Below are 25,726 nucleotides of genomic sequence, written 5' to 3'. Positions count from 1 at the left end.
ATTAATATATAAACATTAAGGGAGTAACACATTCTCCCTTAAGCATATTAATTAAGGACAGTCATATGTTAAAAATGCCTAAAAAATTACTGCTAACTACGCTATTAACAGGCGCACTTTGCGCTTGTCAAAGTACATCAACAAATGTCACTTCAGGTCAAAATTCCCCCAACATAAACACAGTAGCTAAAGAGCAATATAATGGGCCCAAAGCACGAATAGCTGTTGCACGCTTTACCGATAAATCGAACGACTCAAGGTGGTGGAGAAAAGAAATTGGCGAAGGAATGGCTGATCAGCTTACAACGGCGCTTGTTACAACTAACCGTTTTATAGTATTGGAGCGCCAAGCTTTAGATGCCGTATTGTCTGAACAAGATCTAGCAACCTCAGGTAGAGTAAGCGCTACAACAGGTGCAGCATATGGTGAAATTGAAGGGGCTGAAATTGTTGTTGTTGCGGCCGTAACAGAGTTTGATGATGGTAGTTCCGGTGGCAGTGTTGGTTCAGGCGGCTTTATTGGTGATGTATTTAGCTCTGTATCAGCAGGGTTTTCAGGCACACATATGGCAATAGATTTACGCCTGATAGATACTCGCACATCACGTATTTTAGCAGCCACAAGTGTAGAGGGCGGCAGTACCGATTTCGATTTTACAGGCGCCGCAACAAACTTTGGTGGTTCATTGGTAGGTGGCAATATAAGCGGCTGGTCTGACACACCTAAAGAAAAAGCACTTCGTGAAGTTATCATCAAAGCAGTAGAGTTTCTGGAAACAAAAATTCCTGATACTTACTACCGTTACAACAGCAATAACACATTAGCATCGGGTTACACAGCCCCACCGCCACTAAAAGTAAGTAAAGTAAAAGCAGCAAGCAAACCTGTTGATGATATAAAGGTACCAAATCATAGAATGCCTCATTATGAAAAAATGGACTTAGCCATGTCACGCTTAAACTTAGTGTGTTTAGGCTATCTAAGAAACCAGCCCAACTACGAAGAATTTGAAACGCAAGACGTAGAATACGACCGTAAAACAGTCATTGCACTTCGAGAATATCAACAAGAGAATAAACTCGACGTAACAGGGCTTGCTGATGCCGCTACTAAAAAGTCTTTAGACGATTCTGAATGTATAGCTAAAAGCAATAAATCTGGTCTTGATAGCTTAGGTAGTATGTTTAAAGCCTTTTAGTAACAGCAACTTGGGTAGCTATAATTTAGCTACCCAAGTCCTTAGGCTTAATTAGCGCCTTTTACTAGCGGCACGCCATTGTTACCCACTGGAATATAAACGGTTGTATGGTTTGGCGACTCAGCCATTTTTACCTGAGCGTTTATAGCTTCATGTTGTAAATAATTTGCTGTGAGCGTTGCGTTAATAATTTTTTGGGCTTGGGCAATACCTTTTGCTTCTTCCACTCTTATTTCAGCATCTTTGCGGGCTATTTCTTTTTGTGTTTCTTTTTCTGCTAGTAGTTGCTGCGCAGCAAGTTTTTTCTCTACAGCGTTAGCCACAATAGCAGGGTAATTAATATCTCCCACTACTACATTTGCTAATTTAAAGGGCGTTGATGATAAATAAGTTTGTAAACGCAGGCTAACTTCTTGCGCTATTTTTTCGCGGTTGGTTTTCAGCTCACCACTGTCGTACTTTTGCACGATGTCACGCACATAGGTTCTAAATGTTTCACGCACAAAGCGTTTATACCAATTCTCTGCGCCGTACTCTTCTACAACCGTTTTAACTGAGCCACTTTGAATACCTATTACTGCATGAAAATCAAACTGAATATTTAAGTCATCATTGGCCAGTATTTGAAATGCCTCAGTATACGTATTTGGTCGCATATCAATATTTACAACCTCATTGCGAAGCAACGATACCCCATAATTTGCAGGGCCTTTCATGGTGCCTTGATAGCCCCCCTCACCGAATATACGCGGTTTTTCGTACACATACCCTTCTTCACCCGCTGGCGTGCTTGGGTTAGTACACGCCGTTAAGCCAAACCCAACAACCCCGGCCAAAATGGCACCTTTAGCAAGGTTATTAACCAGTGTTTGCATCCCTGAATTTCTTGGTTTCATTCTATGTCCTTAGTTATTTTTCTAATACTTTATATACATTGCTTAATAAGCTTGAGGCACCAAACCTAAATGTAGCGGCTTGTAAATAATCCTCGCCCATTATTGAGCGTGTAAGTGCTAGGTATTCACTTGCATCACTTACAGTTTTAACACCGCCAGCGGCTTTAAAGCCCACTACTTTACCCGATTTTTTAATAGTATTAAGCATCACGTTTGTGGCATCAAGCGTTGCATTTACAGCTACTTTACCTGTGCTGGTTTTTACAAAATCAGCCCCACCTTGAATCGCTAAGTTAGTTGCTTTAGCGATTAGCTCTTCAGTTTTTAGCTCGCCACTTTCTATAATTACTTTTAATTGCGCTTTTGTACCACAGACTTTTTTACTTTGAGTTACATACTCGAGCACTTTGCTGTGCTCACCCGCAATAAGCGCTTTGTAGGGGATCACTAAATCTATTTCATCGGCACCACGCTCAATAGCAATTAGCGTTTCGTTTATCACATCGCTCAGTGGCGCATCACCACTCGGAAAATTTGTAACCGTTGCTACTTTTACATGGTTAAGCTTGCGCGCAGCTAATGCTATTTTTGCATCATCTACAAAATCGCTGTAAATACATACCGCAGCCGGTGTGCCCAATTGTGGGTTTATACTATTTACAAGCTGCTGAATATCGTTTGAAGTATCAGCTGTATTAAGGCTGGTCAGGTCCATTAACGAAACCGCTAAGTGTGCGTCGTTGAGTTGTTCAGTCATCAGTAACCCCTTTAGGTAGGCGATAAATTAGGTTTAGTATCATAGTAACAAATTAACGTAATCTCGCTATAGCTCATAACCAAACACTATAAGCACAATATTGTGCGTGTAACTCGCCTTAATCCCCTATAGATTAAGCCTTAAACCTAAAACGACCACCCATTATAACTTTTGGTTATATAAACTTGGTTTTAATTATTTTTTACTTACTAATGCGCGCTATATTCTGCCATCTGCTCAATAGCGTTTTATTTTAGATTTAACTTAGAGGTGTTAACCACGTGCAGTATTTACCTATCTTTACCAAACTCGACAACAAACCCGTGCTGGTTGTTGGCGGTGGAGAGGTTGCATTACGCAAATGTCGCGCGTTTTTAAAAGCCCGCGCAAATGTAACCTTAGTGGCACCTTGGTTTTGTGATGAACTAAAAGAGCATGCACACAACAATGAAGTAACGCTTATTGATGCCTATTTTGATGAGTCGCACCTTGATGGCAAAATGCTGGTTATAGCAGCCACAGACTTAGACGAAGTAAACAATAATGTATTTGAGCTTGCAAATGCGCGCAACGTGTTTGTAAACGTGGTTGATGACCAGCCTAAATGTACGTTTATATTCCCATCAATAGTAGATCGCGACCCAATCACCATTGCTATATCAAGTGCAGGCACCGCACCAGTACTTGCACGGCGTTTACGTGAAAAGCTCGAAACGTTAATCCCACAACACATTGGCCCACTGGCTACTTTAGTTGGCAGCTTTAGAGATAAAGTAAAACAGCGCTTTAAACACTTTGCCGACCGCCGCCAGTTTTGGGAAGGCGTGTTTGATTCATCAGTCGTGAGCAAAGTACAAACCGGTAATACCGGTGCAGCACAAGCGCAGCTAGAGCAAATGCTTGATGCCAAAGCAGAGCCAGAGGGCGAAGTGTATGTAGTAGGTGCAGGCCCTGGCGACCCTGAGCTTTTAACCCTTAAAGCACTGCAATTAATGCAACAAGCTGACGTTGTTGTATACGACTACTTAGTGTCAGATGAAATTATGGAATTAGTACGCCGTGATGCCGATTTAGTCTGCGTAGGCAAACGTTTAGGCGATCACAGTGTAGCCCAAGAAGATACCAACCAAATGTTGGTTGATTTTGCCAAGCAAGGCAAAAAAGTGTGCCGCATTAAAGGCGGTGACCCCTTTATTTACGGCCGTGGCGGTGAAGAAGTACAATCACTGGCTGCCAATAACGTGAATTATCAAATAGTGCCAGGTATTACAGCAGCTGCAGGTTGTAGTGCATATGCAGGTATTCCGCTTACGCATCGCGACCACGCACAAGCTATACAGTTTGTAACGGGGCACTGTAAAAAAGATGGCCAAGAGCTTAATTGGCAATCGCTTGCTAAAGCACATCAAACTTTAGCAATTTATATGGGCGTTATTAAATCGCCACATATACAAGCTCAGCTGTTAAAACATGGCCGCAGTGCAACTACACCCGTTGCCATAATAGAAAACGGCACGCGTAAAAACCAACGTGTTATTACAGGGCAATTGGGTGAGCTGGCAGATTTAATAGAGCGCAACAGTGTTGTATCGCCAGCCTTACTTATTATTGGCGAAGTAGCCGCTCTTCACTCGCAGCTTGCGTGGTTTAGCCAAAACGAGCAAACCAGTAGCTTTGCTCAGCCGCTAACTGGTGTATCAAATACATAATTATATTTACCTTAATCACTTTTAATCATTTTAGTAGGACGACTAACAATGGCTTTAACTCACCTTCAGCAACTTGAAGCTGAAAGTATCAAAATCATGCGCGAAGTCGCCGCTGAGTTTGAGAACCCAGTAATGCTTTACTCAATCGGTAAAGACTCGTCGGTACTTTTGCACTTAGCGCGTAAAGCATTTTACCCTGCAAAAATTCCGTTTCCGTTATTACACGTAGACACCAACTGGAAGTTTCGTGAAATGATTGAATTTCGCGATCGCCTTGCAAAAGAATACGGTTTTGACCTGCTGGTACACAAAAACCCAGAAGGCATGGCTATGAATATTAGCCCGTTTGAGCATGGCTCAGGTAAACATACCGACATAATGAAAACCCAAGGCTTAAAGCAAGCATTAGATAAATACGGCTTTGATGCTGCATTTGGTGGCGCACGCCGCGATGAAGAAAAATCTCGCGCTAAAGAGCGTGTTTACTCGTTCCGCGATAAACACCACCGTTGGGACCCTAAAAACCAGCGTCCTGAACTTTGGAATACCTACAACAGCCAAGTTAACCCAGGTGAGAGCATTCGTGTGTTCCCACTATCTAACTGGACTGAGCTTGATATTTGGCAATACATTTACCAAGAAAACATTGAAATGGTTCCGCTTTATTTAGCGAAAGAGCGCCCAGTAGTAGAGCGCGATGGCACCCTAATAATGGTTGACGATGAGCGCATGCCACTTAATGAGGGTGAAGTACCACAAATGAAGTCAGTACGTTTTCGTACTTTAGGCTGTTATCCACTTACCGGTGCAGTTGAATCTACAGCCAGCAACCTAACAGAAATTATTGAAGAAATGCTGCTATCTACGTCATCTGAACGTGAAGGCCGTGTAATCGATCACGACTCAGCAGGCTCAATGGAGAAGAAAAAACGTGAGGGGTATTTCTAATGTCTACCAATACTAACGACACCATTAACGAAGTAAAAGAAATTGGCATAGACGCCTACCTAGCACGCCAACAAGATAAAAGCTTATTACGCATGCTTACCTGTGGTAGCGTAGATGACGGTAAATCAACACTGATTGGCCGCCTTTTGCACGACAGCCACCAAATTTATGAAGATCAGCTAGCTGCCCTTCACAAAGATAACGAAAAAGTGGGTAACGCAGGCGAAGAGCTCGACTTAGCGCTACTTGTAGATGGCCTACAAGCTGAGCGTGAGCAAGGCATTACTATTGACGTAGCATATCGTTATTTTTCAACCGCTAAGCGTAAGTTTATTATTGCCGACACCCCAGGGCACGAGCAATACACACGCAACATGGTAACAGGCGCATCAACCAGCGATGTAGCCATTATTTTGGTTGATGCTCGCTACGGTGTGCAAGTACAAACTAAGCGTCATAGTTTTATTTGTGACTCGCTCGGTATTAAACAGTTTGTGGTAGCCATTAATAAAATGGATATCGTTGATTTTGACGAAACCGTTTATGAAAAAATTAAAGCCGACTACCTTAAATTTGCTGAGCAACTTAATGTAACAAACATTAAGTTTGTACCTATGTCGGCGCTTAAAGGCGACAACGTAGTAATACGCTCTGCACATACGCCTTATTACACAGATAAGCCATTGCTTGAGCTTTTAGAAGACTCACCAGCGGCCGAAACCGATACCGGCTTTGAAGCACGCTTACCAGTGCAATATGTAGTGCGCCCTAACTTAAACTTCCGTGGTTTTCAGGGCACATTGGCATCAGGTAAGTTACAAGTTGGCGATGCAATAAAAGTATTACCGTCGGGTAAAACATCAAGCATAAAAGAAATTGTGACCTTTAATGGCAACCTAGATCACGCAGAAGCCGGCCAAGCAATTACCGTTACCCTCAATAGCGAAATTGATATTAGCCGCGGCGATGTTATTGTGCCGCAAAGTTCAAGTGCAACGGTTACTAACCTTATACAAGCTAAACTTGTGTGGATGCACGAAGAGCCGCTGGTACTAGGTAAAAGCTACAACATTAAACTAGGTAGCAAAAATACATCAGCCGTGGTTAAAAAAATTGATCACACCATTGATGTAAACACCTTAGAGCACGGTACAGCCGATTCACTTCAGCTAAACGAAATTGCCATTGTTACGCTTGAACTAAGCGAAACAATATTAGCTGATGAGTATCACAACAACCACGAAACTGGCTCATTTATCCTTATCGACCGTTTATCTAACTTAACGGTTGCCGCAGGTATGATTGAGCAAGTACTAAAAAGCGAAAAACAAAACAGCGATTTCAGCGACTTTGAAATTGAGTTTAATAGCTTAGTACGCAAGCACTTCCCACATTGGCAAGCGCTTGATATTTCAAAACTGTAAGTATAAAAATGTCTGTTAGGAATATAAAAGCATGGTAGAGCAGCTCGTTTTAACAGGCATTATGCTTACCTTAGTTGGGTGCCTTTTTGGCACCCGCATTAATCCAGCATGGTTATTTGTAAGTGCTATTGGTACGGGTTATTTAACAGGCCTGATTGACCTTGAAAGCATGTTAGTAAACTACGCAAACCCATCACTCATTACCTTAGTGTTATTAGTACTTGTTTCAATTGCGATTGAAAAAACCACTTTAATTCAAAAACTATCGCAATCACTATCTAAAGGAAGCTTAGTAAAATCGGTTACCAAACTTGGCTTATCTACCGCCTTTTTGTCATCGTTTACTAATAACACCGCGGTGGTTGCATCGCTTATTACCGCCATAAAAGACAACCCAAATCATTCACCCTCAAAGCTACTCTTACCGCTGTCGTACACTGCTATATTAGGCGGCACCATTACACTTATTGGTACATCAACCAATTTAATAGTGAACGGCTTTGCTGTGGATGCTGGCATGGCACCACTTGGCTTTTTTGATTTTACCTTAATAGGCATTGGCGCATTAAGTGTGGGCCTTGTTACTATTTTAGTGATGCTCAAATACCTGCCCGACAACGGCAAAAACGCGCAAGAGGTTATTCCCTTTTATTTAGAGGGTAAAGTGCAGGCAGACTCTAAGCTTATTGGCCGTACCGTAGAAGAAAACGGCCTACGCGAATTAAAAGATTTATTCCTCGCCGAAATTATTCGTGGCGATGAGCGTATATACGCAGTAACACCTCAGCAAATTATTAGACAAAACGACGTACTACTGTTTGTTGGCGACATTAAATCTGTTCCCTTATTAAGGCGCTTTGACGGATTAAAAGTAGTGCACGACAACCACGAAAAAGACATAGAACACCTAGTGGAAGTAGTGGTAAGTCAATCCTCTAAATTTATTGGCAAAACCGTAAAAGAAGCCCGTTTTAGAGAGCAGTTTCATGCCGCGGTTATTGCCATTCGCCGCGGGCACGACCGCTTACAAGGCGGCCTTGGGCAAGTGCAATTGCAAGCTGGCGACTCTTTAATACTCGCCCCAGGTAAAAATTTTTATTCTTTACCTAATTTAAACCGCGAATTTGTGTATATATCGGGGTTTGATTTACAAACACACTTAAAACCTAAGCAGTCTAATATTGTATTGGCAGGCTTTGCCGCGGTATTAGGGTTAAGCATTGTAGGTATAGTCCCCTTAGTAAAAGGCCTACTGGTGTTACTTATTGGCTTACTGCTTAGCGGCACAGTTAAACTTAGCGAAGTAAAACGTCGCTTTCCCATTGAACTACTTGCCGTCGTAGGCAGTGCTATAGGGCTTGCTAAATTAATGATAGAAACCGGACTTGCCGGGCAAATATCAAGCGCTCTATTTATGGTATTAGGCGATTTTGGCCCGTATGGCGCGTTTATCGCCATATTTTTAATGACCGTATTATTCACCGAGCTTATTACTAATAATGCCGCAGCTGCGCTTTCATTCCCTGTAGCTTACTCGCTAGCCGTGGGTTTTAATGTAGACCCTCTGCCCTTTATTATGGCGGTAGCGTTTGGCGCATCGGCCAGTTTTATATCACCATTTGGGTATCAAACAAACCTTATGGTTTATAGTGCGGGCAACTACCGCTTAAAAGATTACATAACAATGGGCTTGCCCCTTTCTATTATTTATTCAATCACGGTATTAACCCTGATCCCGCTCGTATTTCCGTTTTAATACGGGCGCTTAAAGTACAAGAGACTCACCACTATGGATGAAAATATTGTTTGGCATAACTACGCAATCACCAAGTCACAGCGTAGTGAGCAAAAAAAGCATAAACCGGCTATTTTATGGTTTACCGGTTTTTCTGGCTCTGGCAAAAGCACTGTAGCGAATGCACTAGAAGCAGCGCTTAACCAACAAGGCGCGCACACCTACCTGCTTGACGGCGACAACGTACGCCACGGCCTATGTAAAGACTTAGGCTTTAGCGACGAAGATCGTATTGAAAACATACGCCGCGTTGGCGAAACCGCAAAACTAATGACCGATGCAGGCTTATTAGTGCTTACCGCGTTTATATCGCCATTTAGAGCAGAGCGCGACATGGTGCGTAACTTAGTAGACAACGGCGAGTTTATTGAAGTATTTATAGATACTCCACTTGATGTATGTGAAAGCCGCGATCCTAAAGGCTTATACAAAAAAGCCCGCGCAGGAGAGATAAAACACTTCACCGGAATCGACTCAAGCTACGAAATACCCAACAACCCAGAAATAATTTTAGATACCAGTAAAAACACCCTAGACCAATCGGTTACACAACTGATAACGTATCTAAAACAAAAGCATATTATAGGTTAACCCCAATGAACCAAACCGAGCTACTAGAAGAAACCCTCATCCTTGCCCGCAAAGCAGGCCAAGCCATAATGGGGATTTACGAAAAGGACTTTAACGTTGAATACAAAGCCGATGAAAGCCCAGTAACCGACGCCGACTTAGCAGCTCATAAAGTGATTGTGGCAGGGTTAAAACAGCTCACTCCCGACACACCTATACTTAGCGAAGAAAGCGCTGATATAAGCTGGGATATTCGTCAAACATGGAAAAGCTACTGGTTAGTAGACCCCATCGATGGCACTAAAGAGTTTATTAAAAAGAACGGCGAATTTACCGTAAACATAGCGCTTATCGAAAACGGTAAACCTGTACTGGCTGTAGTTGATGCGCCCGCACTTGGCGTATCGTACCTTGCTGCAGAAGCCATTGGTGCGTTTAAAGACAAAGGCGATGAGCGCATTGAGCTTAAAGTAACCACCAAACCTAATAAAGGCCTAATACGTGTTGTAGGCAGCCGCTCGCACCCATCACCTGATTTAGCCGAGTTTGTAAAACGCTTTGAAGACGTTGAAATGGTGTCAAAAGGCAGCTCACTAAAATTATGTTTAGTGGCCGAAGGCAGCGCCGATATTTACCCACGCTTAGGCCCAACCTGTGAATGGGATACGGGCGCAGGCCATGCAATCGCCGAAATAGCCGGTGCTAAAGTCACTAAGCTTGATGGCAGCCCGCTTTTATATAACACCAAAGATGAGTATTTGAATCCGTATTTTATTGTTTCGGCGATAGAGGGATAAGAGCAGTTTTGAGTGGTTAGCTATCAGTTGTCAGCAAGACAAGTGATAGCTTTAGCTTCTTGAGTCATCAAACTGTATCTAGCAAGCGGTAAGAAAAATAAGCCTTATTAATTACTAACTAGTTTTCAAGTACATCATACTACCTTTAAATATATCAAATAACTCACAATGGAAGTTTTGAAGATTATCAATTAGCTCCTCAATTTCTCTCTGATTACGAGTAAACTCGGGGTTTGATACTTTCATGTCAGGTAGTGAATTAATTTGCATTAAGTTTAGCCAGGCTGATGCATCTAAGTCTACTTGAAATAACCAATCGGTAACAATACCATCAAAATAGAAATCAGCTAAGGCAAGTGCCTCTTGAAGCTCTTCATATAACTTATCATCGACCACACGATTTATATCAACACTACGCAAAAACCTTTTTACAACTATATAAATATGCAGCTTATTTGAGTTACTTTCACGCTTCTCTTTATCAACATTAAGCTTCCACTGCTGATATGCAATAAAACCTACTGAGATTGCAATTACAGGGCTCAATAAAGCAGAAAAAATATCAATAATTTGCTTAGCTGTACTTAGTGCTTCCAATTTAAACTCCTTTTAAGTTAACCCATTTAGATCTTTTTTAACTTTTGTAAGTCAAAAAAGAAAGTCCTATCTCTATTCCTTCTACAACCCTTAACGGTTTTGCTGGGCGATAAAAGCAAGCGAGTGCTGGTTGAATAAGTCAGGGCGCTCTACGTTACAAACATGGCCGCAATGGTGAATAGTTTGCAGTACGCTATTTTTATGGCGCTTTACCATTTCTTTAACAGGGCCAAGGAACATGTGATCTTCTTTACCCATAATGTAAAGAATGGGTATATCAATGTCTTTTTCTTTGAAGTACTGCATTAAGGGGTTTACGTCCATGGCTAGTTTAAACCATTTTATAAACTCTTTTTGGCACAAGCGTTTTGCTTCACGAACAAACAAAAGTCGAGATTCTTTATGGCGCTTTTTCGGCATCATAATAAAAGCAAATAAGCGATACAACCACATATAAGGCAATAAGTGTTTAAACGTATTGCCTAAATAAACCAAGGTATTACTGCGCGTATTAAACCGAGTAACCGCTCCACCTAGCACCATGCTAGAAACATATTGCGGCGCAATTTCAGCAATATTTCGAATCAAAATGGTGCCCAGTGAAATACCAACAAAGTGTGCGTTAGGGATGTTGTTATGATCTAGCACATCGATAATGTCTTTAGAGACCTTATTAAACGAGTAATTATTATCTACAAAGTTTTGCACTAAGTTATTTGATTTACCGTGACCACGAAGATCGAGCAGCAATACATTATATTCTTTTTTATAGGCTTTAAGTTGGCGAAACCAAATTGCCGAACTCCCCCCTGCACCATGAACAAATACAACCCATGTTTTACTGGTTTCGTGTGCAAAAGTAGTATGAAAAAGAATGTCTTTGCTCATTGCAGTTAGCAGCCTGTTTACTTCATTTGGCATATTTAATAGCAGGAAGTATAACGGAGTTTAGTATAAACCTCCTATGAAGTTCGGCTCAATGGCTGCTACTTAACAGGTTTTGTGAGCAAGCTTTGATATTAGTTGCAATCAATAAAAAATGGCTCCCCTATTTTTACGTTATTACAACCGCCTATTTTTGCTTTAGTGCTTGAATAACACTATGGGCGTGTTGGGTTTCGCTTCGCTCTACCCAACCTACAAACTGTGCTGGTTGAGGTATTTGTTTATTTTTACAGCGCTGTTTCGTATTCATGACACTTTTGCTGCAACGGCGTCTAATTAATTAGTCTACAAAATGCCTCAAAACATGAAACTTTTAGCTAAAAACTATATTCTTGCGCGCGATTATTATTTAAATAATGGATGAGCACACACATGACACCATCACAAGATGCAACGCTTTCAAATGCATCACAAACAGGTGAACACACACCTACTTCTAAATGGAACCTGCACGATACGCAGTGGACGTTAAGCCTTTTTGGTACCGCCGTTGGCGCGGGCATTTTATTTTTACCTATTAATATTGGTATTGGGGGTTTTTGGCCACTAATTATTTTAGCCTGTTTAGCCTTTCCAATGACCTTTTTAGCACACCGTGGCTTAGCCCGCTTTGTGTTGTCGTCTAAAAACAAAGATTCAGATTTTACTGATGTTGTTGAGGAGCACTTTGGTGTAACGGCAGGTAGGTTAATCTCTTTATTATACTTTTTATCTATATTTCCCATTTTGCTTATTTACGGCGTAGGCTTAACCAATACCGTTGACAGCTTTATGGTTAACCAAATGGGCCTTGAGTCACCTTCTCGGGTGTTGCTTTCGGGTGTATTAGTTGCCGGTATGATTAGCCTAATGATGGGCGGCGAGCGCTTAATGCTTCGCGCGTTCGCTATTTTGGTGTATCCGCTTGTGGGTATTTTATTTTGCTTATCGCTTTATTTAATACCCAGCTGGCAAATGCCAGATATGAGCCTCCCAGAGGCAGGCAGCTTTACTAAAACGCTGTGGTTATCTATTCCTATCATTGTGTTTTCGTTTAGCCATGCGGCGGCTATTTCAAGCTTTGTGAACGTGCAGCGTGGGCATTATGGCGATCAGGCCACTAATAAGGCTGAGGCTATTTTAAAGCGCACTAGTTTACTACTTATTGTATTTGTACTGCTATTTGTGTTTTCGTGCGTGCTTTCGCTTACTAGCGAGCAAATGGCTACTGCTAAAGCGGCGAACGTATCGATTTTATCTTACCTTGCTAATATTACTAGTAATTCGTATATCGCGACCCTTGGACCGCTGGTTGCCTTTATTGCTATTACCTCATCGTTTTTAGGGCACTTTTTAGGAGCACGCGAAAGCTTTACCGGTTTGGTAACTAAGCAAACGAGCTTAAGCGCAAAAGTAGCCGACAAAATTGGCGTACTCATTATGTTTTTTGCTATTTGGTTTTGCGCGGTTAAAAACCCAAGCATTTTAGACATGATGGATCAGCTCTCTGGCCCTATCATTGCGATGATTTTATTTATTATGCCTATGATTGCCGTGTACAAAGTGCCTGCGCTGAGTAAATACCGCAACCGTTTAAGTACCTTGTTTGTACTTGCTGTGGGCTCTCTGGCCGTATGTGCGCTTATTTACAGCATGCTTAATTAAGCGATTTGCTATAAATACCCCATTAAAAATGGCGCTCATTGAGCGCCATTTTTTATACAATTTAATTGCTTTTAAACTAATTTATTCTGCGTCTGGTAAATTACGACCGTAGAATATTTCCTGCATTTCGCGGGTTAGCTTAGAGCGAATTTCTTCTTCTTCTTCATCCGATAACTCATCAGTCGATAGGCCGAACAGGTAAGTGTTTAAGTCGGTTTCTTTTAACATCATTTTAGTGTGGAACAGGTTTTCTTGATACACGTTCACGTCCATCATTTGGTACGCTTCTTTGGTATCTTCTGTCATGAAGTTTTGAATCGAGTTAATAGCGTGATCAATGTAGTGCTTAACGCCGTTTACATCGCGAGTAAAACCACGTACACGGTAGTCAATAGTTACTACGTCTGACTCTAGGCTATGAATTAAGAAGTTTAACGCTTTAAGTGGCGAAATAATGCCACAGGTAGATACTTCAATATCAGCACGGAATGTACAAATACCATCATCAGGGTGCGCTTCTGGGTAGGTATGTACACAAATGTGGCTTTTATCTAGGTGCGCAACAACAGAATCGGGTAATGGGCCTGGCGCTTCGTCAGCATCGTAATTTTGCTGCTCTTCTACCGGCTCTTCAGACACCAAAATAGTCACACTTGCGCCTTGTGGTTCATAATCTTGGCGCGCCACATTTAAAATGTTAGCACCAATAATATCAACAACATCGCCTAGTATGTCGGTTAGTCTATCTGCACTGTACTGCTCGTCGATATATTCAATATATTCTTTACGCTGTTGCTCGGTCTTTGCGTAGCAAATGTCGTAAATACTAAAGCTTAAACTTTTGGTTAAATTATTAAAGCCATGAAGTTTAAGTTTATCGAAGGGTTTGTTCATGATAAACCAACCTATAAATTAGTGAAATCTGCACCTGCAGAATGAAAAGTTCGCGGATTTTATACGAATTTTCCTCACGGAAAAAGCGTTATTTTACCTGTTCTTGCACAACTTCGTGGCTGTGGGTAATTTCTACTGTTTTATCAAGCATTAAAGCAACAGAACAATACTTTTCAGCAGAGAGAGAAACCGCCCTCGCGAGGTGTTTTTCCGACACATTATTGCCTGTAACAACAAAGTGTAAGTTAATTTTAGTAAATACTCGCGGCGCTGTTTCTGCGCGCTCAGAGCTTAGCTGCACTTGGACATCAGAAAAATCTTGTTTGGCTTTTTTTAAAATACTTACAACATCTACCGACGAGCAACAGCCCACCGACATAAGTACCATTTCCATAGGGCTTGGTGCAGCGCTATCGCTACCAGCATCAAAAACGACATTGTGATTAGAATTAGAACGGCCAATAAAGGTGTCGCCTTCAACCCATTTTACATTTGCTTGCATGTGATTATCTCTAAAAAAAGTTTTATTGATTGTATAACAATCTGCAACGATACGTGAACGCTGAGATTAAATTTAGTGGTGTTATTAATAAGGCGAGAAGTAATAGGAGCGCAGCAATTAGGTCACACTGCGCTGTGTTAACGGGTAACGTTAAGCGGTTTGTGTGACCGCGTTATCAAATAGATTTTTAATAAGCCCAGCAAACTCGTCTATAAATGCGTGCTGTTCAACCGTAACGGGCTGAGAGGTTATGCTGCTTAGTACTTCTTGTAAGTCGTAAACAATACCGTCTACCTCGCGCACTATTTGGCTGCGTTGCTCGGTATTAAGATTGGTATGCTGTTCACAAATTAGCATCACGTTTTGCGCTATAACGTCTTCTATGAGTTCCATAACGGTTGGCGCACCGGGTTTGATTTCGCCTGGCTTCTCAAATAACGCTAAATTTTGAGTTAGATACATGATCAAGTCATCGTACCCTTGCCTGTCTAAAACCATTGTGATTTTCACCTTTGAATAACTAATTGCATAGATTTAAGCAGAAAGCGCCACTAATTACTAGCTTTGCACGATACCAATACAAAAAAAGCAGCCTAAGCTGCTTTTCTCATTCTTTATAACTATAAATAGACTAGTAATTAATCTATTTTTAAGCCTGGGCTTAGTGTTGCTGGCATCGTTACTTTTTCAAGTTCTACCGAGGCAACAGGGTATGCGCAGTAGTCAGCTGCATAATATGCGCTGGCTCTGTGGTTACCCGATGCGCCAATACCACCAAATGGGGCTGCACTTGATGCACCTGTAATTGGGCGGTTCCAGTTAACAATACCGGCACGAATACGACGTAAAAAGTGATTGTAGTCGGCTTCGCTGTCGCTTAATAAACCTGCTGATAAACCAAAGCTGGTGTCGTTAGCTTTATTAATTGCGTGGTCAAAGTCATCAAAGCGGAACACTTTTAATAATGGGCCAAAGTGCTCTTCATCGGGGAAGTCGCTAATTGCTGAACACTCAATAATACCCGGCGTTACAAAGCCCGTATTAGCTGTGTGCTCAAGCTCTACTAGTACTTCACCGCCAAGTTCAACCAACTCGCTTTGTGCTTTAACCATGCCTGCTGCAGCCGCAGCTGAGATCATAGAACCCATAAATGGCTGATCTTCATCATCGTAGTTGCCTACTTTTATGGCTTTAGTAGCCGTAATAAGGCTTGCTAAAATGTCATCGCCTTGTTGGCCTTTAGGTAAAAATACTTTACGTGCACAAGTACAACGTTGGCCGCTTGAAATAAACGCCGATTGAATAATATCGTGTACCGCGGCTTTAGTATCTGCCACATCTTTAATAATTAGTGGGTTATTGCCACCCATTTCAAGCGCTAAAATTTTACCTGGCTGGCCTGCAAACTGCTCATGTAAAATATGACCCGTGCGCGAAGAACCGGTAAAGAATAAACCATCTATGCCTTTATGCGCAGCAAGGGCTTTACCTGTTTCTACTTCACCTTGAACAAGGTTAATTACACCGGCAGGTAAACCCGCTTTTTCCCAAAGTTTAAGGGTAAGCTCTGCTACCATTGGCGTAAGATCAGATGGCTTAAATACGACTGTGTTACCGGCTAAAAGCGCTGGCACAATGTGGCCATTTGGTAAGTGCCCAGGGAAGTTATATGGGCCAAATACAGCCACTACACCGTGTGGTTTATGGCGGATCATCGCACGCCCTACTGGCATAGCGTTTTCAACGTCGCCGGTGCGCTCTAAAAATGCTTTTTCAGAAATGGCAATTTTACCTACCATAGCGCCCGCTTCTGTACGCGTTTCCCAAAGCGGCTTACCCGTTTCTTGCGCAATCGCCACAGCAAGCTCTTCGCTGTGCTCTTTAAGGGTTGCCGCAAAGGTTTTTACTACCTCTAGGCGCTCATTAAAGCTTTTATCAGCCCAGCTGTAAAATGCTTCGCTCGCTGCATTAACCGCGCTATCTACTTGCTCTGCAGTCGCTGAAGATGCCTGCCAAATAACGTCGTTATTTGCAGGGTTTACTGAATTAAATGCATTGCCTTGGCCTGGTGACCACTGACCATTAATAAATTGTGCAGGATGAGTCATTATACTTTCTCCTTAATTAAACTGGGGTTGCGCTTACGGTGTCGCCCGATTGAAGCTGTAGGGCATCAGCTATTGCTTGCGATAAAATAAGGCTGCTTGCACGCTCATCAAAGCTAAGCGCTGCAACCGTTGCACGGTAGTTTTCTAACTCGCCGTTAGCGAGCAGTACCATGGTATCGCCTGACGCTTCGCCTATTACTACTTTAAAGTCTTTCGCATTACGAATTGTGGCAATGTTATCTACTTTTGCTTCTACTGTTGGGCCCGCATCAAAAATATCCACGTAACCGTTGAAGGTAAACCCTTCATTTTTTAATAGCTCGATAGCTGGGCGCGTGTTGTCGTGTACTTTACCAATCACCGCTTGCGCATCTTTGCTTAGCAAGTTTACGTAAATTGGGTATTTTGGCATTAGCTCAGCAATAAACACTTTTTGGCCTATACCTGTTAGGTAATCGGCGGTTGGAAAGTCCATTGAAAAAAAGTGCTCTTCTAGCCACTGCCAAAACGGGCTGCTGCCATTTTCGTCAGACACGCCACGCATTTCTGCTATTACTGTTTGTGCAAAACGCTGCTCATGTTGTTTTATAAACATAAAGCGCGCTTTTGAAAGAAGTTTACCGTTACAGTTTTTACGGTATCCATCTTTCAAAAATAAGGTACATAGTTCTGTTGCGCCGGTGTAGTCGTTACATAGGGTTAAAATATCAACCGCTTTGTATACATCGAGCGTGCGTGATGAATGAATCACTTTACTTAAGTGGTAATGATAAAACGCATCATCAAGCCCTACTGCAGCTTCAATAGCTGAAGTACCCACTACTTCACCGGTTTCGGTATCTTCAAGAACAAACAGGTAGCCTTCATCACCAGGTTGTGACGTTTGTTTAGCAAATGAACTTACAGAATGGTCAATTTTCTTTTGCAGTAACTCTTCGTTTAACGGCAAAGATGTAAAACCATGGCCCGATTCGTGGGCAATTTTTAATAACGCTGCGTAATCATTTTGCTGGATTGGGCGAAGGATCATCATGAGTCCGCTTGCTCCCTTATCAATAACGGTAAATAGAATATGCAGGGCAAGCAGGCTTGCCCTTAATAAGGTGGTTTAACGCGTTTAAGCGTTTACTACGCTTGCGACTGCTTTTTCAAAACGCACCATACCTTCGCGAATATCCGCTTCGGTGATTACTAACGATGGCGTAAAGCGTACTACATCGGCACCCGCTACAAGCGACATAAGCCCTTGCTCGGTAGCTGCTACTAAAAACTCTTTTGCACGGCCTTTGTATTGCTCGTTAACGGCTGCACCAATTAATAAACCTTGGCCACGAATTTCGCTAAATACATTGTATTTTTCGTTTACCGCGTTAAGAAGCTCGTTAAATAATGCCGCTTTTTCTTTTACACCCGCTAGTACTTCAGGGGTATTTACAGTGTCAAATGCGGCTTCGGCTACGGCACATGCCAAAGGGTTACCACCGTAAGTAGAACCATGAGTACCTACTTTTAAGTGCTGTGCAATCTCGGTAGTAGTTAGCATAGCGCCAATTGGGAAACCGCCGCCAAGTGCTTTAGCTGATGTTAAAATATCAGGCACTACGTTTAAACCTTGGTATGCGTATAGCTCACCAGTACGGCCGACACCTGTTTGTACTTCATCAAAAATAAGTAGTGCATTGTGTTTAGTACATAGTTCACGAACGCCTTGTGCAAATTCGTTAGTTGGCGAAATAATACCGCCTTCACCTTGCAGTGGCTCCATCATTACTGCACATGTTTTGTCGCTAATTAGCGCTTCAAATGCAGCTAGGTCGTTGTAATCACAATGTACGATATCGCCAGGCTTAGGACCAAAACCATCTGAGTATGCAGCTTGGCCGCCTACGGTTACGGTAAAGAAAGTACGACCGTGAAAGCCTTTGTTAAATGAGATAATTTGTGATTTTTCAGCACCAAATTTATCCAGTGCAAAACGACGTGCTAATTTAAGTGCCGCTTCGTTTGCTTCTGCGCCTGAGTTTGCAAAGTAAACTTTTTCTGCAAAGGTCGCATCGACCATTTTTTTAGCTAAACGTAGCGCAGGCTCGTTAGTCATTACATTTGATAGGTGCCAAATTTTTTCGCCTTGCTCTTTTAACGCACCTACTAATGCAGGGTGGCAATGGCCCAGACAGTTAACAGCAATACCACCGGCAAAGTCGATAAATTCTTTACCTTGTTGATCCCATACGCGAGAGCCTTCGCCTCGAACAGGAATAACGCTTGAAGGCGCGTAGTTAGGAACCATTACGTGATCAAATAATTCGCGATTGACTGTCATTTTTTTTCCTCTTAATTGTGAGCAACACAAAACATCAAAATAGGTGTTTGGTTATAAATGTAACCAAGATATTTACGCACTAAATAGCAAAAGGTTGAGCGTAAAACTGCCTTGTGGTTCAATTTTCAGGCGCTCATTATTTCAGATATTTGTGGTGCTGTCTCGTTAAAAACTTTCATGCAGGCCTTTAAAATAAAGGCCTTGGGATATTATTTCATAGATAGTGAATAACTATTTGCATAGAAAATAAATGTCACTTTTTAAGAGTTATGCCCCTGTGCAGTGAGTCGCGCCTTACATTAAGTGCTTAAAGTAAGGGGTACTTATGAAGATGTTAATGAATGAATAGTCGCAAAAAAATTAACAAAAAATTCAATAGTTAATGAAAATTTGCCGCCACCAGTCGCAAATTACCGATATAAGGACCAGCCAATAAGCTGCTTTTTAGTCAATTTGAATAGCTAGGTTGGTAAAATTGCTTGTTTCGAGGACTTTTAGCTCATTTTTAGTGAAGCCGTGATACGAAAACCACGCATGTATTTCATCTTGCTCAATAAGTTGATGTTGTTTTAGGTTTAAGTATTGCGAATAGCATCGCGCTTTTAGCATGACCTCACTCATGGGGAAAACATCACTACTTTGCTCAACACCATGAGCAAGTTGCGCCATCACGTGATTAAACGGTAAAGCCTTAAAAGCCATTTTGCGGATTACTTTAGCACTTAACGCAAGCGACTTAGTGCTTAACAACGTAGTTAAAAATAACGGATCGGGCTTTAATTCCATCAAGGCCGTGTGTAAGTCTTTTTGTTGTGCCTCGCGTGCTATTTGCACCTTGCGTTGCCATACCTGTTCAAACGTTTTTAAGTACAAGCGCACTAAAGCTATGCGCCCTACATCTATTAGCATGCCCAGTGTAAAAGCATGTATAGGGTTTACATCATTCAGCTCTGCAATTTTTTGTGCCGCTATTGCATTAGCCATGGCAGCATCACGAAGGCGGCGCTTTAATAATGGAAATGGCTCGGTACTATGTGGCATCCAGTGGCGCACAGCAAAAGTGGGGATAACTAATTGCAGGTTATCAAGCCCAATATAACGCAGTGCAAGTGCGGGGCTGTCTACTTTTACTGAGGTACTTTTACTTCGTTGTTTTCGATAGTAAGGCAGGTTTACTAATGACACTAATTCACGGCCAAGCCAGCTAGAATCATTTACCAATGGCTCTAAACGCCCCACACTTGCCGACTTAGCCGCTAGTATATCTAGCATGGTGGCCACGTTATCTTCTATACCTATGGTGTTTTGAATAACAGCATCCATATCTTCTAATTGCTTAAATATGGCTGTTTCAATTACTTTATGAAGTTGTTTACTCGCTTGTGCTCGGTACTTGTGATGCGCAGTACTACTTTGCTGGCGTTTATGCTGTGCGGCAACTTCTACTTCTAATAAAGTGCGCTGCTTTATGGGTTCACCATAATCAATTTCTAGCGTATGAATAAAGCCAATTTGTTGATGTGCAAAGCTATGGCCAAGCAGCAAATCGTGAGCACGCTGGTCAAGCATGGAGGCTATTCGCTTTTGCGACGCAAGTTCAGTCATAAAGTCCATTCAGTAAAGTGTTACCATTCGGTGGTTACTGTAAGGTTAGAAGCGAGATAAAAAGTTAGCAAGCAATTCGAGCCCTTGAGTAGTTAAAATAGCCTCAGGATGAAATTGTACGCCTTCAAGAGCAAGCTCTGTGTGAAGTAGCCCCATAATTTCGTCAAACTCACCTTGCTCGGTTTGGCTCCACGCAGTAATGGCTAATTCACTTGGTAAACTGTGTTTTTCGACCACCAGCGAGTGATAACGACACACAGTAAGCGGGTTTTCTAAACCGGTAAATACCCCTTTATTATTATGAACAATAGGTGAGGTTTTACCATGCATAACTTGCTTAGCACGTATAACCTTGCCTCCTAGCGCTTGCGCTATGGTTTGATGCCCTAAGCAGATCCCCAAAATAGGGTAAATGCCTTTTAGTTGCTCAACGACATTGAGTGACACACCCGCTTCGTTTGGCGTACAAGGCCCCGGAGAAATAACAATATGCTTGGGGTTAAGTTGCTTAATTTGCGCAACCGATATTTCGTCATTACGCTTTACCAGCACCTCTTGGTTTAAGCGCTGAAAATATTGTACTAGGTTATAAGTAAACGAATCGTAGTTGTCGATCATCAACAGCATTACACAACGACCTTATTTAAAATGGAGTGCCCTTTGCTCACATGTGTGGCTTGTATAATGAGCAGTATAAGCATTTATAATGCCTATTCTATCACTAATAATTCCCCAACATACATTAGCAAAACACCTTAAAAACTTACGCCTTTAGCTAAAAACACTTCAAATTCGTTTGCAGGTATTGGCCGGCTTAACAAGTACCCTTGAATTAGGTCGCAGTTATACTCTTTTAGTTTTTCAAGTTGGGCATGCTCTTCTACGCCTTCGGCGATAATATCGAGCCCTAAGTTTTTAGCTAATTGGCAAATACTCAACACTAAAGCCTGATCGCGTGTGTCAGTGGCCATATTGCGCACAAACGACTGATCTATTTTTAATTTATTAACTGGAAAACGCTGTAAGTAACCCAGCGACGAATAGCCCGTTCCAAAGTCATCAATTGATAAGCTAATACCCAGTGTACTCAGCGCCTGCAGTACTGAAATACCAAACTCTTCATCGTCCATAATGGCGGTTTCGGTAATTTCTAGCTCAATTAAATGCGCGGGCACGTTAAAATGCGCCAACCGCTGTTTTATGCTTTGCACAAAGCCTTGCTGTGTAAATTGCCTTGCAGATATATTAATAGCCAAGCGGATATTTAAGTTTTGCTGATGCCATTTTTTAGCTTGGGCAAAGGCACTATCAAGTATCCATTCGCCTAATGGCAATATAAACCCGCTGTGTTCGGCAATAGGAATAAACTGCGCCGGAGAGACAAACTTCCCATCATCAAACCACCTAATTAAACATTCGCAGCTGTTTATGGTTTGCGATTTAAGGTGCATTTTAGGCTGAAAATAAAGCTCAAACTGCTGCTTTTCAATGGCGGTATCAAGACGCCGAGCAATATGCAGCTGCTGGGCATGCTTAACTCCGCTTTCGGTATCAAAATAAGCGTAGGGAATATTACGTTTTACCGCTTCTTCTAAGGCAATATTGGCGTGCAATAGAAGCGTTTCATAGTCATTACTGGTTGGGTAGCGTGTTACACCACAGTTAAAGCTCATACGCATTTCACCGTACGGTGTGCTAATAGCTTGGCTTAAACGGCTTTGTACGCCTTTGAGTAAGTCATCTAGGGTTGTTGAGCAATCTTGCTCGGTATAAATAACCACAAAGTTAGCATCGGCAATGTGGTAGAAGGTCAGTTTGTTTTTGCTTTTTAACTGCTGAGAAAATTTATTAGCGCTGCGCGATAAGTGCATAGCAAAGGCATTTATACACTCGTTAGCCCCCGATAAACCATATTGCTCAAGCAATAGCTTAAAGTGGCTTACATCAATCAGCATTAAACTAAAAGGTTGCTCAAGCGAAATTAGCTCATTGGTGTATGTTTCTAAACTGGCTTGGTTAGGCAACTTTGAATACGGATGGTGAAAGGCTAAATACTCTAATGAGCGCTCTGCCTCAAATTGCTCTGTTACATCGCGTATGTGTATATCAAAGGCATCTATTTCTTGCAGCCAATGTATTTGGTAAGTGAGGTAATGGTTATCTAGCTGTGTATAAAAGCGCTCAACATGACTAGCCGACTGCTTAGTGTCTATTAGTTGCTGCTTTATATTAGGGCTTAGTAATGCAATGGGCGTGCTGTGTTTATCGCTTACATACGCTTTATGCATAGCAATAGCGGCAGGGTTACAGTAGTTAAGCTCAAGGTTGGCGCTTAAACTCACAATTGGGTTAGGGTTGCGCGTTGGAAATAGCGCTAAACGTTCGTTACGGGTACTAAGTTTTATAAATTTAGATGCGTAACGCCCTGTATAAATGCTTACCAGCACTATGGCAAACGTAAACAAAAACACAATATTGACTGTGGTGTGCAGGTTGCTTTCGGTGTCTGTGTAGCCGCTATCAACTGCATTTGAAATAATCGTTTCTGCATTTGTTAAGTGCCCCATCACTTGGGCTTGCAGTTCAGTGAGTTGCTCTAGTTGTTCTCTGGCTAAATCCCAACTAGTGCTGCTGCTTGATAGGTTTTCGTGTAATTTAAGTGCTAAGTCTAAACCACTTTTAAACTCATCACTTAAGCTGCTTTCTAGCGCTAATGTGCTGTGGTTGTGATCTAGGTTTTTTATTAGCGCAAGTATACGTACATGGTTTTCTAAAAAGTCGATTAAATAAAGTTCACGCTTGCTCGTTGCGTAATACTCATATAATAAGCGCTCTTGCTTTACTAGGTAGGTTTCGATTAATCGAATATCGCGCAGCGCCGGAATTTGTTGTTCCATTAAGGTCGATGAGGTGCGCTTAATGGTTTCTGCCTGATAATAAACCATCGCAGACAGTACACAGCCTACCAGCACAATACCGATATAAAATTGCTTAGCCTTACTGGCAAATTTATTAGTGAATATTTTCATATAAACGCTTGCTTTGACCCTAAAATATTAACAACTAATTTTAAAACGTAATTATATACGATTAATAAAAGCACTATTGTTTATATTTAGTTATAAAAAAGGGTGTACAAACGTTAATCAGGCGGGCGCAAAAGAAAAAGCCGGCGAGTATGCCGGCCTTAATGATACCAATCCGCAATAATACTTAGTCATTTTTAGGGGCTAAACGTGTCGCTATCTGCGTTAAAAAATTCTCATTTAGAACAACTAAATAGCGAATTTCTTGCCTTGCTATCAACACGCTTTTCCATCCTCAAAATAGATCACTTAATTATGCGGATTGGTATAATTTATTGTACAGAAATAACAACTTTACCCATGGCTTGGCCACTTGCTAAGCGGTCATGCGCTTTAGCTGCGTCTTCTAAACTAAAGTCTTGTTCGTCAAGTACAGGGCGCATACCGCCTGCTTCAACAATTTGTGCAAGTTTAGTAAGTTTGTCGCCGTGGTCTTGACGGTTAAAGTCGTGGATCATTGGAATAAGCATAAAGATTACGTTTAACGATAACCCTTTAAAGTGTACAGGGCTTAAATCCACCTCTAATAAAGAGAGCGTTGTAGATACCTGAGCATTTAGCTTTGCTGCAGCAAATGAGTTAGTCAGGTTACCGCCACCTACGGTGTCAAACACCATGTCAAAACCCGCATTATTAGTGTGCTTTTCAACATACTGCTCTACGGTTTCGTCTTTAAAGTTTATGCCTGTAGCGCCAAAGCTTTCTATTAGTGCTAGTTGCTCTGCATTACCGCCCGTTGAGTAAACATCAGCGCCAAAATGCTTAGCTAGTTGTACTGCTAAATGGCCTACGCCACCTGCGCCGCCGTGCACTAATACTTTTTGCCCTGCATTTACACTTGCACGTGTTAAGCCTTCAAGTGCTGTAATACCTACAAGTGGAATAGCGGCTGCTTCTTTCATGCTTAGGTTTTTAGGTTTGTGAGCGATTAAGCGCTTATCAGCAAGAATAAACTCAGCAAGTGTACCGGGTAAATCGCCTAGGCCACCAGCACAACCATATACTTCATCACCTACTGCAAAGTCTGTTACGCCTTCGCCAACAGCTTCAACAGTGCCTGCAAAGTCCATCCCTAAAATGCCCGGTAATTCTGGAGCAAAGGGCAAGTCAGCACCCATTTGACGAATCATCATATCAATTGTATTTACGCTTGTTGCCGCTATACGAACTAACACATTACCTGCTGTTACTTGTGGTTTTGCAACCTCTGTTGCTACAAATTCTTCAGTGCCACCAAAATTATTAATTATCATTGCTTTCATGGGTATTGCCTCTGTTATCTGTTGATAAGTCATTATGTAGTGAAGTTTCATTGTAGACACCCGCTTTACAAATGATAATAAGGCTAAATAAACAATCAGTTTCAAAATAATATTGATAATAGTGTTTAGGTATCTCCCATCCTTTTTAAAAATAGGGATTAAGGCAAACCCTACCCAGTCGTTGCGCTATACCCATTTAGGTTTGCTGTGGTTGATTTATGGTTGTATAAACCCCAGAGTAATAAATGAAAAGGTAGTAATTCACTTAAATAACTCATTTATCCTACTAAGGAGCGACTATGTTAGGCGAAGACCACTCACTGACCAATGACTTTCCACAGTACCTAAATACCATTGCAGAGCTAAATAAAAACGATACAGAATTTGCCAAAAAGGCAGATAAATACGACAAGCTAGATAAAGAAATACGCACTTTAGAGCTTAAAGATGCGCCCATTAGCGACGAGCAAATGAATCAGCTAAAGCATGAGCGTTCAGAATTAAAAGACTGGTTATACGAGCGTTTACAGCAAGAGTAATATTGCACAAAAAAAAGAGTTCACCGTTAGGTGAACTCTTTGACGGTCAACAAAGGGTAAAACATTTAAAGCACATATGGGCTTTATAAAAAACGACTAGGTCTTATTAGGCATGAGTAAAATTTT

At 41.7% G+C, this 25,726-nt stretch carries 24 protein-coding genes; 9 read left to right on the top strand and 15 right to left on the bottom strand.

Features of this window, described 5'->3' with window-relative positions; genetic code table 11:
• Positions 1–65: 65 nt before the first annotated feature.
• On the top strand, positions 66–1,199 hold the full coding sequence (locus AN393_RS07560; RefSeq protein WP_055015589.1) for a CsgG/HfaB family protein: 1,134 nt from the start codon (positions 66–68) through the stop codon (positions 1,197–1,199).
• A 47-nt stretch (positions 1,200–1,246) separates the two neighbouring features.
• Here AN393_RS07560 and AN393_RS07555 read toward each other — a convergent pair whose 3' ends face one another.
• A complete protein-coding gene (locus AN393_RS07555; RefSeq protein ID WP_200909028.1) occupies positions 1,247–2,095 on the bottom strand; it encodes an SPFH domain-containing protein in 849 nt (282 codons plus the stop codon).
• A gap of 13 nt (positions 2,096–2,108) precedes the next feature.
• Positions 2,109–2,852 (bottom strand): deoxyribose-phosphate aldolase, encoded by a 744-nt coding sequence (gene deoC, locus AN393_RS07550; RefSeq protein WP_055017751.1) that lies wholly within the window; start codon positions 2,850–2,852, stop codon positions 2,109–2,111.
• 281 nt (positions 2,853–3,133) lie between these two features.
• Between deoC and cysG the strand changes: the two genes are divergently transcribed.
• The 6 genes from cysG to cysQ are packed head-to-tail and all read left to right on the top strand — an operon-like array spanning position 3,134 to position 10,095.
• The gene (gene cysG, locus AN393_RS07545; RefSeq protein ID WP_055017750.1) at positions 3,134–4,561 is read left to right on the top strand and encodes a siroheme synthase CysG; all 1,428 of its coding nucleotides are present in this window, start codon (positions 3,134–3,136) and stop codon (positions 4,559–4,561) included.
• 48 nt (positions 4,562–4,609) lie between these two features.
• Positions 4,610–5,509 (top strand): sulfate adenylyltransferase subunit CysD, encoded by a 900-nt coding sequence (cysD, locus tag AN393_RS07540; RefSeq protein ID WP_055015593.1) that lies wholly within the window; start codon positions 4,610–4,612, stop codon positions 5,507–5,509.
• On the top strand, positions 5,509–6,933 hold the full coding sequence (cysN, locus tag AN393_RS07535) for a sulfate adenylyltransferase subunit CysN (protein WP_055017749.1): 1,425 nt from the start codon (positions 5,509–5,511) through the stop codon (positions 6,931–6,933). Before cysD ends, cysN begins: the two co-directional genes overlap by 1 nt.
• 31 nt (positions 6,934–6,964) lie before the next feature.
• Positions 6,965–8,689 (top strand): SLC13 family permease, encoded by a 1,725-nt coding sequence (locus tag AN393_RS07530; RefSeq protein WP_055017748.1) that lies wholly within the window; start codon positions 6,965–6,967, stop codon positions 8,687–8,689.
• Positions 8,690–8,722: 33 nt separating this feature from the next.
• Positions 8,723–9,319, top strand: a complete 597-nt coding sequence (gene cysC / locus AN393_RS07525) for an adenylyl-sulfate kinase (protein ID WP_055015595.1) — start codon at positions 8,723–8,725, stop codon at positions 9,317–9,319.
• 5 nt (positions 9,320–9,324) lie between these two features.
• Positions 9,325–10,095, top strand: coding sequence for a 3'(2'),5'-bisphosphate nucleotidase CysQ (cysQ, locus tag AN393_RS07520; RefSeq protein WP_055017747.1), 771 nt, complete (start codon positions 9,325–9,327; stop codon positions 10,093–10,095).
• A 114-nt stretch (positions 10,096–10,209) separates the two neighbouring features.
• On the opposite strand, the gene AN393_RS07515 is transcribed toward cysQ, so the two are convergent.
• The 3 genes from AN393_RS07515 to AN393_RS20670 all read right to left on the bottom strand — a co-directional run bounded on the left by AN393_RS07515 (position 10,210) and on the right by AN393_RS20670 (position 11,887).
• A complete protein-coding gene (locus AN393_RS07515) occupies positions 10,210–10,692 on the bottom strand; it encodes a hypothetical protein (protein WP_055017746.1) in 483 nt (160 codons plus the stop codon).
• Positions 10,693–10,782: 90 nt separating this feature from the next.
• Positions 10,783–11,580: an alpha/beta fold hydrolase gene (locus AN393_RS07510; protein WP_055017753.1), complete on the bottom strand. Its 798-nt coding sequence runs from the start codon at positions 11,578–11,580 to the stop codon at positions 10,783–10,785.
• Positions 11,581–11,764: 184 nt separating this feature from the next.
• Positions 11,765–11,887, bottom strand: a complete 123-nt coding sequence (locus AN393_RS20670) for a hypothetical protein (protein WP_268796318.1) — start codon at positions 11,885–11,887, stop codon at positions 11,765–11,767.
• Between the two features lie 122 nt (positions 11,888–12,009).
• On the opposite strand from AN393_RS20670, the gene AN393_RS07505 reads away from it, so the two are divergent.
• Positions 12,010–13,281 (top strand): aromatic amino acid transport family protein, encoded by a 1,272-nt coding sequence (locus AN393_RS07505; protein ID WP_055015598.1) that lies wholly within the window; start codon positions 12,010–12,012, stop codon positions 13,279–13,281.
• 81 nt (positions 13,282–13,362) lie between these two features.
• Here the strand turns inward: AN393_RS07505 and speD are convergent, their stop codons facing one another.
• The 10 genes from speD to AN393_RS07455 all read right to left on the bottom strand — a co-directional run bounded on the left by speD (position 13,363) and on the right by AN393_RS07455 (position 25,061).
• Positions 13,363–14,175, bottom strand: coding sequence for an adenosylmethionine decarboxylase (gene speD / locus AN393_RS07500; RefSeq protein ID WP_004588193.1), 813 nt, complete (start codon positions 14,173–14,175; stop codon positions 13,363–13,365).
• Positions 14,176–14,263: 88 nt separating this feature from the next.
• On the bottom strand, positions 14,264–14,677 hold the full coding sequence (locus AN393_RS07495) for an OsmC family protein (protein ID WP_004588192.1): 414 nt from the start codon (positions 14,675–14,677) through the stop codon (positions 14,264–14,266).
• Between the two features lie 150 nt (positions 14,678–14,827).
• A complete protein-coding gene (locus AN393_RS07490; protein WP_055015599.1) occupies positions 14,828–15,175 on the bottom strand; it encodes a DUF3802 family protein in 348 nt (115 codons plus the stop codon).
• 140 nt (positions 15,176–15,315) lie between these two features.
• Entirely contained in the window at positions 15,316–16,785 is a 1,470-nt protein-coding gene (gene astD / locus AN393_RS07485) for a succinylglutamate-semialdehyde dehydrogenase (protein WP_055017745.1), read from the bottom strand.
• A 16-nt stretch (positions 16,786–16,801) separates the two neighbouring features.
• Positions 16,802–17,818: an arginine N-succinyltransferase gene (astA, locus tag AN393_RS07480; protein ID WP_055017744.1), complete on the bottom strand. Its 1,017-nt coding sequence runs from the start codon at positions 17,816–17,818 to the stop codon at positions 16,802–16,804.
• Positions 17,819–17,902: 84 nt separating this feature from the next.
• Positions 17,903–19,108, bottom strand: coding sequence for an aspartate aminotransferase family protein (locus AN393_RS07475; RefSeq protein WP_055017743.1), 1,206 nt, complete (start codon positions 19,106–19,108; stop codon positions 17,903–17,905).
• Positions 19,109–19,552: 444 nt separating this feature from the next.
• Positions 19,553–20,713 carry an HDOD domain-containing protein gene (locus AN393_RS07470; protein WP_055015603.1) on the bottom strand — a complete coding sequence of 387 codons (1,161 nt, stop codon included), beginning with the start codon at positions 20,711–20,713 and terminating at the stop codon, positions 19,553–19,555.
• A gap of 45 nt (positions 20,714–20,758) precedes the next feature.
• Entirely contained in the window at positions 20,759–21,340 is a 582-nt protein-coding gene (locus tag AN393_RS07465) for an aminodeoxychorismate/anthranilate synthase component II (protein WP_004588186.1), read from the bottom strand.
• Between the two features lie 128 nt (positions 21,341–21,468).
• Positions 21,469–23,742, bottom strand: coding sequence for a bifunctional diguanylate cyclase/phosphodiesterase (locus AN393_RS07460; protein WP_055017742.1), 2,274 nt, complete (start codon positions 23,740–23,742; stop codon positions 21,469–21,471).
• Positions 23,743–24,071: 329 nt separating this feature from the next.
• Positions 24,072–25,061 (bottom strand): zinc-dependent alcohol dehydrogenase family protein, encoded by a 990-nt coding sequence (locus AN393_RS07455; protein WP_055015606.1) that lies wholly within the window; start codon positions 25,059–25,061, stop codon positions 24,072–24,074.
• A gap of 299 nt (positions 25,062–25,360) precedes the next feature.
• On the opposite strand from AN393_RS07455, the gene AN393_RS07450 reads away from it, so the two are divergent.
• Complete coding sequence (locus AN393_RS07450; RefSeq protein WP_055015607.1) at positions 25,361–25,600, top strand: YdcH family protein; 240 nt, start codon at positions 25,361–25,363, stop codon at positions 25,598–25,600.
• The last annotated feature ends 126 nt before the right edge of the window (positions 25,601–25,726 follow it).

The sequence above is a fragment of the Pseudoalteromonas sp. P1-25 genome (assembly GCF_001401805.1).
Lineage (GTDB): Bacteria > Pseudomonadota > Gammaproteobacteria > Enterobacterales > Alteromonadaceae > Pseudoalteromonas.
This window is presented reverse-complemented; position numbering and strand designations above follow the sequence as displayed.